A 13,871-nucleotide genomic window follows, 5' to 3' on the forward strand; every position below is an offset into this window, starting at 1 on the left:
CTGCAGGGAGAGCGTTGTTTAAGACTACGGGGTAAAAAATGGCACTGGTAAAAACAAGTTTGAAGCTGTTTGGCGGGGATACGGTGGTGGTGCGTTGCTCAGAACGCTGTCGTATTCATTTGATGAGTTCGAAAGCACAAAAACAGTCCCAGGCGGATATTCTCACCGTACAGGATGATAAGGCCTGGCTTACAGTGCCCTACACCGGCACATGGGATGTGCTGATTGACAGCCACAGTCAGTCTCTGGAGCATTCCATCAGCTACGTGGCAGCATAATATTAAACGCCCGGCAAGCCGGGCGTAATATCAGGCAAAACCCGGTCGCAGCGTGCCGTTGAGCGGGTTCCCTTCCAGCAACGCCTTCACCTTCACCACCAGTTCATTCAGACAATCGTCCTGCATGCCGAGGCGGGTCAACTCCTGATCGAGGGAGAAGAGATACTGCGCGTTGGTACCCAGCGGTCCGCTGGCGGCGGCAATTAACGGAGCAATCACCTGCGTGCGGGTATCCGCTTCATACAGCGGATGTCGGGGGTCCATGATAAACACCAGCGCATTGACGGTGCGTCCGTCGTCCAGTTCCAGCTTGCACCAGCTTGGCATGTAGCAGCCGGTGATCATCTCGCGCTTCCAGAGCAGCGTAAGCTCCTCTTCCAGCGTGGCATCCGGCAGGCGATACGCCACGCCAGTGGTGCGCCCGCCCTCTTTCAGTGCAAGCATGCGCCCGGGCTGGCACGCGCTGCCGCGTCCGGCCGTCAGACGCAGGCAAAATGCGCGGTGCCAGCCAGGCAGCGTTCCCGTTGCCGATTCGACAAATTCGAGCGCCGGGTTCCACATCAGGGAGCCGTAGCCAAAAATCCATACCGGGCCATCATCCGGGCGGCAGGCAAGCGTGGCAGCGAGCGACGCCGCACGTTGTTCAGCTGACCAGAGAAGCGATTCCTCAATAGCACCAAATGCCGTCTTACAATCTGCCTTCATTAAGAAATCACGCGTTAACACTTTCCACCTCCGCCACTGCATGCTTCCTTGCGACATCTGTAATTCGCCTTCCCGGCCTTAGGTGCTGGTCATTTTGCCAGCAGTTAAATAACGATAAGCAATTAGCGGACCAGTTGCAATACAACGGCAGTTCAACCGCCTGAAAAGTCAAAATGAAGGCAGCGAATTATTTCAGGGCTATTTCTTTTTATGCCATTTATCGTCGTCTCCTTTTTCATATTCATGTTTTACGGCGGCCCAGGCGACTTTGTGGGCCGTCTCTTCACGGCTGGCATCATCCCGGCGATCTTTCTTGTCTTTGTATTGATCCCAGGCGCTGTTAAACGCCTCTTTATAGATATCCTGCGCGTGAGCGGGCAGCACGTTTTGCACGTTATCGGGTAATTCGCGTTTCGTTTTATATGGCATCACTCACCTCTCTTTTGCTTAAAGAGATAAGTGTGGACGACGATATAGCATAGTGCCACCCGGACTTAATTTATGCATTGATTAAAACTCTAATTTATTGTTATTTAAAATCTATTTTAGAGATAAAGTAAATTATATGGGTCAGGCGCAAATTTCAAAGAAAAGGGTAAAATTAAGTAAAAAATAAAGGGTATTTAACAGAGATCTGTTAGTTTAATGCCCTTAAAAATCTATCTATAATTACAAGCACCTGCATTGATGGAGAAGCACATGACAGCAACACACGAGGCGGTAAAGACCCGCCACAAGGAGACGTCACTCATTTTCCCGGTTCTGGCACTGGCTGTGCTGCTCTTCTGGGGAAGCAGTCAGTCACTGCCAGTGGTGGTTGGTATCAATATTCTTGCCCTGGTCGGCATCTTAACCAGCGCATTTAGCGTCGTTCGCCATGCGGACGTCCTGGCCCACCGTCTGGGCGAGCCGTACGGTTCTTTAATTCTCAGCCTTTCCGTTGTTATTCTCGAAGTTAGCCTGATTTCCGCGCTCATGGCGACCGGCGATGCCGCGCCGACGCTGATGCGCGATACGCTTTACTCGATCATTATGATTGTGACGGGTGGTCTGGTGGGCTTCTCTCTGCTGCTGGGTGGGCGTAAATTCGCGACCCAGTATATGAACCTGTTTGGCATCAAACAGTATCTGATTGCCCTCTTCCCGCTTGCCATTATCGTGCTGGTCTTCCCGATGGCGCTGCCGGGTGCAAACTTCTCCACCGGTCAGGCGCTGCTGGTCGCGCTGATTTCCGCCGCCATGTACGGCGTGTTCCTGTTGATTCAGACCAAAACGCACCAGAGCCTGTTTGTGTATGAGCATGAAGACGACGGCGACGACGATGATCCGCACCACGGTAAGCCGTCGGCCCACAGCAGCGCGTGGCATACGGTTTGGCTGATCGTGCATCTGATTGCGGTGATTGCCGTTACCAAGATGAACGCTAACCCACTGGAGACGCTGTTAACCGAGCTGAACGCGCCGGTGGCGTTTACCGGCTTCCTGGTGGCGCTGCTGATCCTGTCCCCTGAAGGGCTGGGCGCGCTGAAAGCGGTGTTGAATAATCAGGTGCAGCGCGCAATGAACCTGTTCTTCGGCTCCGTGCTGGCGACGATTTCACTCACCGTACCGGTGGTGACGCTGATTGCCTTTATGACCGGTAACGAGCTGCAGTTTGCGCTGGGTGCGCCGGAGATGATCGTGATGGTAGCATCATTGCTGCTGTGCCAGATTTCGTTCTCCACCGGGCGCACCAACGTGCTGAACGGAGCGGCGCATATGGCGTTGTTTGTTGCGTATCTGATGACGATATTTGCGTAAGAGTGGGCCGGTGCGGGCTGATGCCCCCACCCCAACCCTCTCCGCCAGGGAGAGGGAGGCATAAAAAAACCCGCCGAAGCGGGTTTTTTTATTATTTGCTGGTATCCAGCTCGTCGAAGCTCTTCACCAGATCGTCAATCGCTTTGATCTGTTTCAGGAACGGCTCAAGCTTATCCAGCGGCAGCGCGGATGGACCGTCGCATTTTGCGTTATCCGGATCCGGGTGCGCTTCAATGAACAGGCCAGCCAGACCGGTTGCCATACCGGCGCGCGCCAGTTCGGTCACCTGAGCACGGCGGCCGCCGGACGCGGCGCCAAACGGGTCGCGGCACTGCAGGGCATGGGTCACGTCGAAAATCACCGGAGACTGGTTAGAGACGTTCTTCATTACGCTGAAGCCCAGCATATCCACGACCAGGTTGTCGTAACCGAAGTTTGCACCACGGTCGCACAGGATGACCTGATCGTTACCACCTTCGATAAACTTATCGACGATGTTACCCATCTGACCCGGGCTGACGAACTGTGGTTTTTTCACGTTGATCACGGCACCGGTTTTCGCCATCGCGGCCACCAGGTCGGTCTGGCGAGCCAGGAATGCCGGGAGCTGAATCACGTCCACCACGTCTGCCACCGGCTGCGCCTGGGAGGCTTCATGCACGTCGGTGATCACTTTCACGCCAAAGGTCTGCTTCAGCTCCTGGAAAATTTTCATACCCTCTTCCAGGCCCGGGCCACGGTAAGAGTTGATGGAGGAGCGGTTGGCTTTGTCAAAAGAGGCTTTAAACACGTACGGGATGCCCAGCTTCTGGGTCACGGTCACGTAGTGTTCGCAGATACGCATGGCGAGATCGCGGGATTCCAGCACGTTCATGCCGCCAAACAGTACGAACGGCAGATCGTTTGCTACCTTGATATCACCAATGCTAACCACTTTTTGTTTCATAGGATCGCCTTATTCAGGTGTGAATCGGAATTAAGATTAATGCAGTGTAATTTGTTTGTGCGAGATCGCGTTGATCTGCGCACGAATCATTTCGCTAATAGGGTCTTCCGGGCATTGCTCGACGAAATAGCTCAGATCGTTCAGCGCCACGTGCTCGCAGTCGAGCTGGGCATAAATCAGCCCTCGGTCGCGGATTTCGTACGGATCTTCCGGGTTGAACTGCAGCAGTACTTCACTGGCGCGCAACGCCAGCTCCATCTGACGCTCTTCCATTAACGCGGACTTTAGCGTGTCCAGCAGCTTACGAATGACCTCTGCGTTATCCGCCTCGTCGAGATCTTCGTTGAAGAGTTCAGCAACCGGGCTAATATTGCCTTTCAGCCATACGTCCAGCGTATGTTCATCCAGCGTGTCGCCGTTGAAAGGATTAATGAGCCACATTTCGCCGTCCAGCCACTCAGCACGCAGGATCATCTGCGTCGGGAAAATGACCGGGACCAGCGGAATATCCAGACGGTGCGCGACCCACAGCAAAATAGAGCCCAGCGCCACGGCGCTGCCCTGACGATTTTTTAAGACCTGGTCCAGCCATAATGCGTCAGACAGGCGATACACGCCCCGCGTGTCGCAGAAACCCCATTCGCCGTAGAAAAGCTCCAGCAGCTTCTCTAATTGCCAGTCTTGCGGGCGAGCCTGATTAATCTCTTCACGCGCCAGGCTGACCAGATTCTCCAGCTCATCGTAGACAAACTGCGACGTAAAATCGTCGCGAATCATCTCTGAAATCAGGATCATGCCATCGCAAAGCGGCACTTTATTAAATTCGAAATCGGCTAAGGACCTCATGACTTACCCCAGTAACGGTATTCTTGTGGTGGCGAGTTTAATGATGATGTACAGCACCACCAGACCCAGCAGAAAGGCGATAAACCCGACCTGCTGGCTGCGCGGACGACGACGCCCAAGCGCGATAAAACCCAAAACGATGTAGATGATAACGCCAAACAGCTTTTCAGTCAGCCATGCGCCTTTATCAGTAAATGGCAGATAGCCGGTCTTCCACATAAGCCCGGCACCGGAGAGGAGCAACACCGTGTCAATACAGTGTGGCGCGATACGCACCCAGCGGGCATCCATCAGCGGATTGTTGCTGTAGCGCCACCAGTAACGGACGATGAAAAAGGTGATGGTCAGCGCAACGGAAATCAAGTGGACGGTAATAAGTACGGTAAACAGGCTCATAACCACTGCCCCAGCGTCAGGCGCTCGTTGCCGCCGTAGTCGCGGCAGGTTTCAACAGCGGCGTAGCCTGCTTGCATAAACAGCGCTCGCACGGCTTCCCCCTGCGTCCAGCCATGCTCCACGAGCAGCCAGCCACCGGGAAGTAAATGTTGTCGTGACGTTGTCACAATGTGATCAAGATCGGCTAATCCCGCGTTGGCAGCAACCAGCGCCGTGAGCGGTTCAAAGCGAACATCTCCCTGCGCAAGGTGCGGATCATGTTCGTCGATGTAGGGAGGATTGCTGACAATCATCGCAAATGAACGATTCTCAAGCGCGGCAAACCAGCTGCTTTGCAGCACTGTTACGTTGCTGAGCCCGAGACGTTCCACGTTACGCTGCGCCAGCGCGACCGCATCAGGCATCACGTCCACCGCCGTAACGGTGCAGTCCGGCCGCTCGCTGGCGAGCGCCAGCGCGATGGCCCCGGTGCCTGTACCGAGATCGAGAATGCTGCAGGCCTCCGCAGGTAAACGCGCCAGCGCCTGCTCAACCAGACACTCGGTGTCCGGACGCGGGATCAGCGTTGCCGCCGAAACGTACAGCGGTAACGACCAGAACTCGCGCTCGCCGACAAGATGCGCCACCGGCTCGCCGGTTTTACGGCGGGCAAGCAGCGCGGCGAGCTGTGCTTCCTGTTCCGCGGTCAGTTCAGTTTCGCCGAAGGCCAGCAGGTACGTGCGGGCTTTACCCGTCACATGCTCAAGCAAAATTTCGGCATCGCGTTTAGGGCTTTCACTTTCGGAAAGCTCACCGGCAGCCTCACGTAACCAGCGCTGAAAATCCATTATTCCTGCTCGGACAGTGCCGCCAGCTGGTCGGCCTGGTATTCCTGCACGATAGGCTCAATCAGCATGTCCAGCTTGCCTTCCATCACCTCGTCCAGACGGTACAGCGTCAGGTTGATGCGGTGGTCGGTTACGCGCCCCTGCGGGAAGTTGTAGGTGCGGTTTCGGTCGCTGCGATCGCCGCTGCCCAGCAGGTTACGACGCGTGGATGCTTCCGCCTGCTGGCGTTTCGCCATTTCGGCCGCGTGGATACGCGCGCCCAGCACCGACAACGCTTTGGCTTTGTTTTTATGCTGGGAACGCTCGTCCTGACATTCGACAACTATACCGGTTGGCAGGTGGGTAATACGAATGGCGGAATCGGTGGTGTTAACGTGCTGACCGCCCGCGCCAGAGGAGCGGAAAGTATCAATACGCAGGTCCGCCGGATTGATGTCCGGCAGTTCCGCTTCCGGCAGCTCCGGCATCACCGCCACCGTACAGGCGGAGGTGTGAATGCGGCCCTGAGATTCGGTGGCCGGTACGCGCTGCACGCGGTGACCGCCGGATTCAAACTTGAGACGTCCATACACGCCGTCGCCGCTGATCTTGGCGATAACCTCTTTATAGCCACCGTGTTCGCCTTCGTTGGCGCTCATGATCTCCACGCGCCAGCGACGCGACTCGGCGTAGCGGCTGTACATGCGGAACAGATCCCCGGCAAACAGCGCCGCTTCGTCACCGCCGGTACCGGCGCGAACTTCCACAAAGGCGTTACGCTCATCGTCCGGATCTTTCGGCAGGAGAAGTACCTGAAGCTGCTGCTCCATCTCTTCAGAACGCGCTTTCGCATCCTGCAGCTCTTCCTGCGCCATCTCGCGCATTTCAGGATCGTCGAGCATCATCTGCGCGGTTTCGATATCTTCCTGAACCTGTCGCCAGTCGGTAAAGCATTTAGAAACATCACTTAACTGCGCGTATTCACGTGAAAGCGCGCGAAAACGTTCCTGGTCCGCAATGGTCCCGGCATCCCCGAGCAGCGCCTGTACTTCTTCATGGCGCTCGTGCAGAGCTTCCAGTTTAGCGACGATAGAAGGCTTCATAGGCGTAAGTGCACCTTGTCTTAGAAAATGGGTATAGGGCGCTATTCCAGCCCGAGGCTGTTGCGCAGAATAGTCAGGCGTTCATCATCCCCGTCACGGGCGGCCTGCTGAAGAGATTTGGTTGGTGCATGGATAAGGCGGTTGGTCAGTTTCCACGCCAGATCCTGCATAATTGCGTGCGCGTCACCGCCCTGTTCAAGGGCCGCTAACGCTTTGGCAGTCAGGTCGTCACGCACCTGCTCCGCCTGTCCGCGATACTCGCGGATGGTCTCGCTGACGCTTTGCGCGCGCAGCCAGGCCATAAACTCACTGGTTTCCTGCTCAACGATGGTTTCCGCCTGAACCGCCGCCGCTTTACGCTGGGCAAGGTTGTGCGAAATGATGCTTTGCAGGTCATCCACGCTGTAGAGGTAGGCGTTAGGCAGCTTGCCCACTTCCGGTTCAACATCGCGCGGGACGGCGATATCCACCAGCAGCATTGGCTGATTGCGACGGGACTTCAGCGCACGCTCCACCATCCCTTTTCCGATAATCGGCAGCGGGCTGGCGGTAGAGCTGATGATAATGTCCGCCTCTTTCAGGCGTTCATCGATGTCGCTCAGGGCAACCACCTCTGCCCCCACTTCATCCGCCAGCACCTGCGCGCGTTCGCGGGTGCGGTTAGCGATGATCATCTTTTTCACTTTATGCTCGCGCAGATGGCGCGCCACAAGTTCGATGGTTTCGCCCGCGCCCACCAGCATCACGGTGACGGTAGAAAGGGATTCAAAGATTTGGCGCGCAAGGGTGCAGGCCGCGAAAGCAACGGAAACCGCACTGGCACCAATGTCGGTTTCGGTTCGCACACGCTTCGCCACGGAGAACGACTTCTGGAACATGCGCTCCAGTTCGCTGGCCTTCAGATGCCCTTTTTGTGAATCGGCAAACGCTTTTTTCACCTGACCGAGAATTTGCGGCTCGCCCAGCACCAGCGAATCCAGACCGCTGGCCACGCGCATCAGATGGCTGACGGCATCGTTGTCCTGATGCCAGTACAGGCTGTTACGCAGCTCGTCTTCGTTGAGATTGTGGTAGTCGCATAGCCAGCGGATCAGCGCTTCGTGCAGGTTGTCCTGCTCTTCCACGCTTAAATAGAGCTCGGTACGGTTGCACGTCGAGAGCACCACGCCACCCTGCACCATCGGCTGTGCAAGCAGGCTGTCCAGCGCCAGGTCAAGCGTATCCGGCGAAAACGTTACGCGTTCTCGCAGCGAAACCGGGGCTGTTTTGTGGTTGATACCGAGTGCTAATAGGGTCATGTTGAGCGGGAGTAGTACCAGCGTTAATAAGGTTAGCAGAACGCATCATACAGGATGCGCGAGATCAATAAAAGAGACAGCCCCCTTTCGGAGTAATAGGTTACACAGCGCTTTGAGATAATTTGAACGTAGACGGTAGCCCCCTTCGACGCTAGCATTAACAGTCATAACTGCAACGTATCTCAAGGATTTGTCCTCATTATGACCCGACTGATTCGCCTGCTGCCGCTGGCAGCACTGGTTCTGACCGCCTGTACCGTCACCCAACCAAAAGGCCCGGGCAAAAGCCCTGATTCACCGCAGTGGCGTCAGCACCAGCAGGACGTCCGTAATTTGAACCAGTACCAGACCCGCGGCGCTTTCGCTTATCTCTCTGACGAACAAAAGGTTTATGCCCGCTTCTTCTGGCAGCAGACGGGGCAGGACAACTACCGCCTGCTGCTGCTGAACCCGCTGGGCAGCACCGAGCTGGAGCTTATCGCCAAACCTGGCGAAGCGCAGATCACCGATAACAAAGGCCAGCACTATACCGCGACCGATGCCGAAGAGATGATTGGCAAGCTGACCGGGATGCCTATCCCGCTCAACAGCCTGCGCCAGTGGATCCTGGGCCTGCCGGGTGACGCCACCGACTACACCCTGGACGACCAGTACCGTCTGAGCCAGGTGAACTACACCCAGAACGGCAAAACCTGGAAAGTGGTGTACAGCGCCTATGACAGTAAGAGTAAACCGTCGCTGCCATCGAATATGGAACTCACTCAGGGAAGCCAGCGCATCAAGCTGAAAATGGACAACTGGATCGTTAAATGATGACCCACTGGCCCTCTCCGGCAAAGCTAAACCTGTTTTTATACATTACCGGCCAGCGCGCTGACGGCTATCACACGCTGCAGACGCTGTTTCAGTTTATTGACTATGGCGACACGATCTCCATTGAACAGCGCCAGGACGGGCAGATTTGCCTCCTGACCCCGGTCGAAGGCGTGGCGCATGAGGACAACCTGATTGTGCGCGCAGCGCGTCTGCTGATGAAAGCCGCAGCGGAATCGGGTCGCCTGCCTGCGGGAAGCGGCGCGGATATTCGTATCGAGAAACGTCTGCCGATGGGCGGCGGTCTGGGCGGTGGCTCATCCAACGCCGCCACCGTGCTGGTTGCGCTGAACCATCTCTGGGGCTGCGGGCTGTCGAAGGATGAACTGGCAGCACTGGGCTTGACGCTGGGGGCTGATGTCCCGGTGTTTGTGCGCGGTCATGCGGCCTTTGCCGAGGGCGTGGGGGAAATCCTCTCCCCTGTAGAACCGCCGGAAAAATGGTATCTGGTTGCCCATCCTGGCGTAAGCATTCCGACCCCGGTCATCTTTAAAGATCCTGACCTGAAAAGGAATACCCCGGTTCGGTCAATAGAAACGTTATTAAATTGTGAATTCAGCAACGATTGCGAGGATATCGCAAGAAAACGTTTTCGCGAGGTTGATGCGGTGCTTTCCTGGCTGTTAGAATACGCGCCGTCGCGCCTGACTGGTACAGGAGCCTGTGTCTTTGCTGAATTTGACACCGAATCCGCCGCTCGTCAGGTGCTTGAGCAAGCGCCGGTTTGGCTGCATGGTTTTGTAGCACGTGGGATGAACACCTCCCCCCTACAGCAGGCCATTCTGGCGCAGACTGAGTTTCGGTGACAACGTCACCCTGTTCCAGACGTTGCATCGCGCTCTTTAATACACCGCCTGGATAGCCTTTGCCTGGCCCGCACAGTTTACGGCGAACGCTATCCACCACTGGACGCATGCCTGAGGTTCTTCTCGTGCCTGATATGAAGCTTTTTGCTGGTAACGCCACCCCGGAACTAGCACAACGTATTGCCAACCGCCTGTACACTTCCCTCGGCGACGCCGCCGTAGGTCGCTTTAGCGACGGCGAAGTCAGCGTACAAATTAACGAAAATGTACGCGGTGGTGATATTTTCATCATCCAGTCCACCTGTGCTCCAACGAACGACAACCTGATGGAACTGGTTGTTATGGTCGACGCTCTGCGTCGCGCTTCCGCAGGCCGTATCACTGCTGTAATCCCTTACTTCGGCTATGCACGTCAGGACCGTCGCGTCCGTTCCGCGCGTGTGCCAATTACCGCTAAAGTTGTCGCTGACTTCCTGTCAAGCGTCGGCGTTGACCGCGTACTGACCGTTGACCTGCACGCTGAGCAGATCCAGGGCTTCTTCGACGTCCCGGTTGATAACGTATTCGGCAGCCCAATCCTGCTGGAAGACATGCTGCAGCTGAACCTGGATAACCCAATCGTGGTTTCTCCGGACATCGGCGGCGTGGTACGTGCCCGTGCTATCGCTAAGCTGCTGAATGATACCGACATGGCGATCATCGACAAACGTCGTCCGCGCGCTAACGTTTCTCAGGTGATGCACATCATCGGTGACGTGGCTGGCCGCGACTGCGTGCTGGTCGACGACATGATCGATACCGGCGGTACGCTGTGTAAAGCAGCTGAAGCGCTGAAAGAGCGTGGTGCCAAGCGCGTGTTCGCGTACGCGACTCACCCGATATTCTCCGGTAATGCGGTAAACAACCTGCGCAACTCCGTCATTGACGAAGTTGTAGTATGCGATACCATCCCACTGAGCGACGAGATCAAGGCACTGCCAAACGTGCGTACCCTGACCCTGTCCGGGATGCTGGCCGAAGCGATTCGTCGTATCAGCAACGAAGAATCCATCTCTGCAATGTTCGAACACTAATCGAACACGGCCGAAAAACCCGCTGCGGCGGGTTTTTTTGTCTCCGGGTTTTATTTGTATGATTAATGCCTCCTTCACCTGCCATTCATATGACAGATGATGCGCATACGGATGATAGATAATTGTGAAAAACGTAGCCTCCTCACATGTTCTGCCCTTTCGCGCCCTCATCGACGCCTGCTGGAAAGAGAAGTACACCTCGTCACGCTTTGTCCGTGACCTGATTGCCGGGATCACCGTCGGCATTATCGCCATCCCGCTGGCGATGGCGCTGGCAATTGGCAGCGGCGTTGCGCCGCAGTACGGTCTGTACACCTCGGCCGTTGCCGGGATCGTCATTGCCCTGACGGGCGGCTCGCGCTTCAGCGTCTCCGGCCCGACTGCCGCCTTTGTGGTGATCCTCTACCCCGTTTCGCAACAGTTTGGTCTGGCAGGCCTGCTGGTCGCCACCCTGATGTCCGGCGTCTTTTTGATTCTGTTTGGCGTGGCTCGCTTTGGTCGCCTGATTGAGTACATTCCCCTTTCCGTGACGCTGGGGTTCACCTCTGGGATTGGTATCACCATCGGAACCATGCAGATCAAGGATTTCCTCGGCCTGCAGATGCCCCACGTACCGGAGCACTACCTGCAAAAAGTGGGGGCGCTGTTTATGGCGCTGCCAACTGCGAACCTGGGCGACGCCGCCATTGGGATTGTGACGCTGGGCACGCTGATCGTCTGGCCTCGTCTGGGTATCCGTCTGCCGGGTCACCTGCCCGCGCTGCTGCTGGGCTGCGCGGTGATGGCCATCGTCAATATGTTCGGTGGTCATGTCGCGACTATCGGCTCGCAGTTCCACTATGTTCTGGCAGACGGCTCACAGGGTAGCGGCATTCCACAACTGTTACCGCAGCTGGTGCTGCCGTGGGACATGCCCGGCTCCAGCTTTACCCTAAGCTGGGATTCCCTGCGCGCCCTGCTTCCCGCCGCGTTCTCGATGGCGATGCTGGGAGCGATTGAATCCCTGCTCTGCGCCGTCGTTCTGGACGGCATGACCGGCACCAAGCACAAAGCTAACAGCGAACTGGTCGGTCAGGGATTGGGGAACCTCGTCGCGCCGTTCTTTGGCGGTATTACCGCAACGGCTGCCATCGCCCGCTCTGCGGCCAACGTGCGCGCGGGTGCAACGTCACCCGTTTCGGCGGTTATCCACTCCGTGCTGGTGATCCTTGCCCTGCTGATCCTTGCCCCGCTGCTCTCCTGGCTACCGCTTTCCGCCATGGCCGCCCTGCTGCTGATGGTGGCCTGGAACATGAGCGAGGCGCATAAGGTCGTGAACCTGCTGCGTCGCGCGCCGAAAGACGACATCATCGTGATGCTGATCTGCATGTCGCTGACCGTGCTGTTCGATATGGTTATCGCCATCAGCGTCGGGATCGTGCTGGCTTCCCTGCTGTTTATGCGCCGTATCGCGCAGATGACGCGCCTTTCCCCGGTAAACGTCGAGGTGCCTGACGATGTGCTGGTGCTGCGCGTGATTGGCCCGCTGTTCTTCGCCGCGGCGGAAGGTCTGTTCAGCGATCTGGAGTCCCGCATCGCGGGCAAACGGGTTGTGGTGCTGAAATGGGATGCCGTACCGGTGCTGGATGCAGGCGGCCTGGATGCCTTCCAGCGCTTTGTGAAACGTCTGCCGGAAGGCTGCGAGCTGCGGGTGAGTAATCTGGAATTCCAGCCCCTGCGCACCATGGCCCGTGCGGGTGTCCAGCCTATCCCTGGCCGACTCTCCTTCTATCCTAACCGTGAAGCCGCGCTAGCGGATATGTGAGTTATCTGATGCAGAGAAACGTCTCTGCATCATCACTCCGATCGCCTGCTGGAGCCATGCAAGCACGGCAGGCGTCATCCAGGTTCCTTTCATCAGGTGCGGCTCCTGCTGCATGGCAGCGCGAAATTTTTGCTGAGTTTCCGGGCTGGTGCCCGCGTAAGACTGGAACAATGCCAGCCAGTTTTCAGCCAGCTTTTGCGCCTCCTCCGAGGCAGGATCGATATTTTCCCGCTGCGCCTGATGCAGTTTCGCCACCAGCGGCGGCCACTCCATCATACGGTCAAAATAGTGCTTCCGGGTAAAGGCCATCTCCTCGGCAGAAAGATATTTCTCCCAGATAATCAGCTTCGACTCGGCAAACGCCCGCGTAATGTAATCGGTCATCTCCGGCGTGATGCCGGTCTGCGCCTGCATCTGCGGTTCAACGCTGTGCATCTCGTTCAGCCGGGTGAGAAACTCAGGCTTGCCCGCCGTGTCCTGCTCCAGGCGTTCCATCCAGCGCGTCGCCAGATCCATCGCCCGCGCGTCCGTAGCGGGTATGCGCTGCTCCAGCAGCGTGTTGGCCTCTGCAACCAGCCCTGACCAGATAGCCGCCAGCGCATCCTTCTGCACCGCAAACGGCAGCTGCTGTAACTCTTCTTTGCTAAACCAGCGATCGTACATATTCATTAACTCCAGAGTCTGTAGCCAGGATTCCAGATCAGGCGTCGCATCGTCGAGAAGCCCGGCTCGCAGCTCCACCAGCCGGTCGCGCAGCGTATGTATGCTGCGCAGCTGTTTATCCAGCAGCGTGATTTGCGCATCGAGTAACTCGGTTAACGACAGCGACTCCTGTTCCAGGAAATCCCTGATTTCAGCAAGTTCCAGCCCCGCTTTTGCCAGCGCCTGGATCATGTGCAGACGCTGGACATCCGCCAGGTTGTAAAGCCGGTAACCTGCCGCGCTTCTGGCAGAAGGCAGCAACAACCCTGTTTGCTCATAGTGGTGCAATGTCCGCACGGTGATCCCGGCACGTTTCGCCAGCTCACCCACCTGAATCAACATAACTGCTCCTTTTTCTTTGCCAGTAGCGCCACTCTGGAGCCTTACGTTACGTGAGGGTCAACCCCTGATGCAAAAAAAAAACGACTCCCTCGG

The 13,871-nt window shown here is 56.8% G+C and carries 15 protein-coding genes; 6 read left to right on the top strand and 9 right to left on the bottom strand.

The window, feature by feature from the left end; translation table 11 throughout:
* Positions 1–38 precede the first annotated feature (38 nt).
* The gene (locus LRM19_RS08305) at positions 39–278 is read left to right on the top strand and encodes a DUF1883 domain-containing protein (RefSeq protein ID WP_111965917.1); all 240 of its coding nucleotides are present in this window, start codon (positions 39–41) and stop codon (positions 276–278) included.
* 30 nt (positions 279–308) lie between these two features.
* On the opposite strand, the gene LRM19_RS08310 is transcribed toward LRM19_RS08305, so the two are convergent.
* Both LRM19_RS08310 and chaB read right to left on the bottom strand, forming a co-directional pair.
* The gene (locus LRM19_RS08310; RefSeq protein ID WP_061097960.1) at positions 309–1,004 is read right to left on the bottom strand and encodes a gamma-glutamylcyclotransferase; all 696 of its coding nucleotides are present in this window, start codon (positions 1,002–1,004) and stop codon (positions 309–311) included.
* A gap of 177 nt (positions 1,005–1,181) precedes the next feature.
* A complete protein-coding gene (gene chaB, locus LRM19_RS08315; protein ID WP_271368191.1) occupies positions 1,182–1,412 on the bottom strand; it encodes a putative cation transport regulator ChaB in 231 nt (76 codons plus the stop codon).
* 270 nt (positions 1,413–1,682) lie between these two features.
* On the opposite strand from chaB, the gene chaA reads away from it, so the two are divergent.
* The gene (chaA, locus tag LRM19_RS08320; RefSeq protein WP_039024239.1) at positions 1,683–2,783 is read left to right on the top strand and encodes a sodium-potassium/proton antiporter ChaA; all 1,101 of its coding nucleotides are present in this window, start codon (positions 1,683–1,685) and stop codon (positions 2,781–2,783) included.
* 91 nt (positions 2,784–2,874) lie between these two features.
* On the opposite strand, the gene kdsA is transcribed toward chaA, so the two are convergent.
* From kdsA to hemA, 6 genes are read right to left on the bottom strand one after another with little or no spacing between them, the layout of a single operon-like run.
* Positions 2,875–3,729 (bottom strand): 3-deoxy-8-phosphooctulonate synthase, encoded by an 855-nt coding sequence (kdsA, locus tag LRM19_RS08325; protein WP_104950756.1) that lies wholly within the window; start codon positions 3,727–3,729, stop codon positions 2,875–2,877.
* Between the two features lie 36 nt (positions 3,730–3,765).
* Entirely contained in the window at positions 3,766–4,575 is an 810-nt protein-coding gene (gene sirB1, locus LRM19_RS08330; RefSeq protein WP_024907069.1) for an invasion regulator SirB1, read from the bottom strand.
* Between the two features lie 3 nt (positions 4,576–4,578).
* On the bottom strand, positions 4,579–4,971 hold the full coding sequence (gene sirB2, locus LRM19_RS08335; RefSeq protein WP_111965916.1) for an invasion regulator SirB2: 393 nt from the start codon (positions 4,969–4,971) through the stop codon (positions 4,579–4,581).
* The gene (prmC, locus tag LRM19_RS08340) at positions 4,968–5,798 is read right to left on the bottom strand and encodes a peptide chain release factor N(5)-glutamine methyltransferase (protein ID WP_271368195.1); all 831 of its coding nucleotides are present in this window, start codon (positions 5,796–5,798) and stop codon (positions 4,968–4,970) included. Before prmC ends, sirB2 begins: the two co-directional genes overlap by 4 nt.
* The gene (gene prfA, locus LRM19_RS08345) at positions 5,798–6,880 is read right to left on the bottom strand and encodes a peptide chain release factor 1 (protein WP_021240360.1); all 1,083 of its coding nucleotides are present in this window, start codon (positions 6,878–6,880) and stop codon (positions 5,798–5,800) included. The genes prmC and prfA overlap by 1 nt, the downstream gene beginning before the upstream one ends.
* 41 nt (positions 6,881–6,921) lie before the next feature.
* On the bottom strand, positions 6,922–8,178 hold the full coding sequence (hemA, locus tag LRM19_RS08350; protein WP_024907067.1) for a glutamyl-tRNA reductase: 1,257 nt from the start codon (positions 8,176–8,178) through the stop codon (positions 6,922–6,924).
* A gap of 201 nt (positions 8,179–8,379) precedes the next feature.
* On the opposite strand from hemA, the gene lolB reads away from it, so the two are divergent.
* The 4 genes from lolB (at position 8,380) to dauA (ending at position 12,734) form a co-directional block, all read left to right on the top strand.
* Positions 8,380–8,991, top strand: a complete 612-nt coding sequence (gene lolB / locus LRM19_RS08355) for a lipoprotein insertase outer membrane protein LolB (protein WP_047651182.1) — start codon at positions 8,380–8,382, stop codon at positions 8,989–8,991.
* Positions 8,988–9,857: a 4-(cytidine 5'-diphospho)-2-C-methyl-D-erythritol kinase gene (gene ispE, locus LRM19_RS08360; RefSeq protein ID WP_271368198.1), complete on the top strand. Its 870-nt coding sequence runs from the start codon at positions 8,988–8,990 to the stop codon at positions 9,855–9,857. The genes lolB and ispE overlap by 4 nt, the downstream gene beginning before the upstream one ends.
* Positions 9,858–9,982: 125 nt before the next feature.
* A complete protein-coding gene (gene prs, locus LRM19_RS08365) occupies positions 9,983–10,930 on the top strand; it encodes a ribose-phosphate diphosphokinase (RefSeq protein WP_003856663.1) in 948 nt (315 codons plus the stop codon).
* A gap of 124 nt (positions 10,931–11,054) precedes the next feature.
* Entirely contained in the window at positions 11,055–12,734 is a 1,680-nt protein-coding gene (gene dauA, locus LRM19_RS08370) for a C4-dicarboxylic acid transporter DauA (RefSeq protein ID WP_271368207.1), read from the top strand.
* Here the strand turns inward: dauA and LRM19_RS08375 are convergent.
* Complete coding sequence (locus LRM19_RS08375; RefSeq protein ID WP_115875495.1) at positions 12,720–13,778, bottom strand: MerR family transcriptional regulator; 1,059 nt, start codon at positions 13,776–13,778, stop codon at positions 12,720–12,722. The two genes, dauA and LRM19_RS08375, sit on opposite strands and share 15 nt — an antisense overlap.
* Between the last annotated feature and the right edge of the window lie 93 nt (positions 13,779–13,871).

Origin of the sequence: Enterobacter sp. PI-10 (assembly GCF_027947695.1) — a bacterium.
Taxonomy (GTDB): domain Bacteria; phylum Pseudomonadota; class Gammaproteobacteria; order Enterobacterales; family Enterobacteriaceae; genus Enterobacter; species Enterobacter vonholyi.

Coding starts and splice junctions, on each gene's coding strand:
- LRM19_RS08305 (WP_111965917.1), top strand. CDS start 39: ATGGCACTGGTAAAAACAAGTTTGAAGCTGTTTGGCGGGGATACGGTG.
- chaB (WP_271368191.1), bottom strand. CDS start 1,412: ATGCCATATAAAACGAAACGCGAATTACCCGATAACGTGCAAAACGTG.
- chaA (WP_039024239.1), top strand. CDS start 1,683: ATGACAGCAACACACGAGGCGGTAAAGACCCGCCACAAGGAGACGTCA.
- kdsA (WP_104950756.1), bottom strand. CDS start 3,729: ATGAAACAAAAAGTGGTTAGCATTGGTGATATCAAGGTAGCAAACGAT.
- sirB1 (WP_024907069.1), bottom strand. CDS start 4,575: ATGAGGTCCTTAGCCGATTTCGAATTTAATAAAGTGCCGCTTTGCGAT.
- sirB2 (WP_111965916.1), bottom strand. CDS start 4,971: ATGAGCCTGTTTACCGTACTTATTACCGTCCACTTGATTTCCGTTGCG.
- prmC (WP_271368195.1), bottom strand. CDS start 5,798: ATGGATTTTCAGCGCTGGTTACGTGAGGCTGCCGGTGAGCTTTCCGAA.
- prfA (WP_021240360.1), bottom strand. CDS start 6,880: ATGAAGCCTTCTATCGTCGCTAAACTGGAAGCTCTGCACGAGCGCCAT.
- hemA (WP_024907067.1), bottom strand. CDS start 8,178: ATGACCCTATTAGCACTCGGTATCAACCACAAAACAGCCCCGGTTTCG.
- lolB (WP_047651182.1), top strand. CDS start 8,380: ATGACCCGACTGATTCGCCTGCTGCCGCTGGCAGCACTGGTTCTGACC.
- ispE (WP_271368198.1), top strand. CDS start 8,988: ATGATGACCCACTGGCCCTCTCCGGCAAAGCTAAACCTGTTTTTATAC.
- LRM19_RS08375 (WP_115875495.1), bottom strand. CDS start 13,778: ATGTTGATTCAGGTGGGTGAGCTGGCGAAACGTGCCGGGATCACCGTG.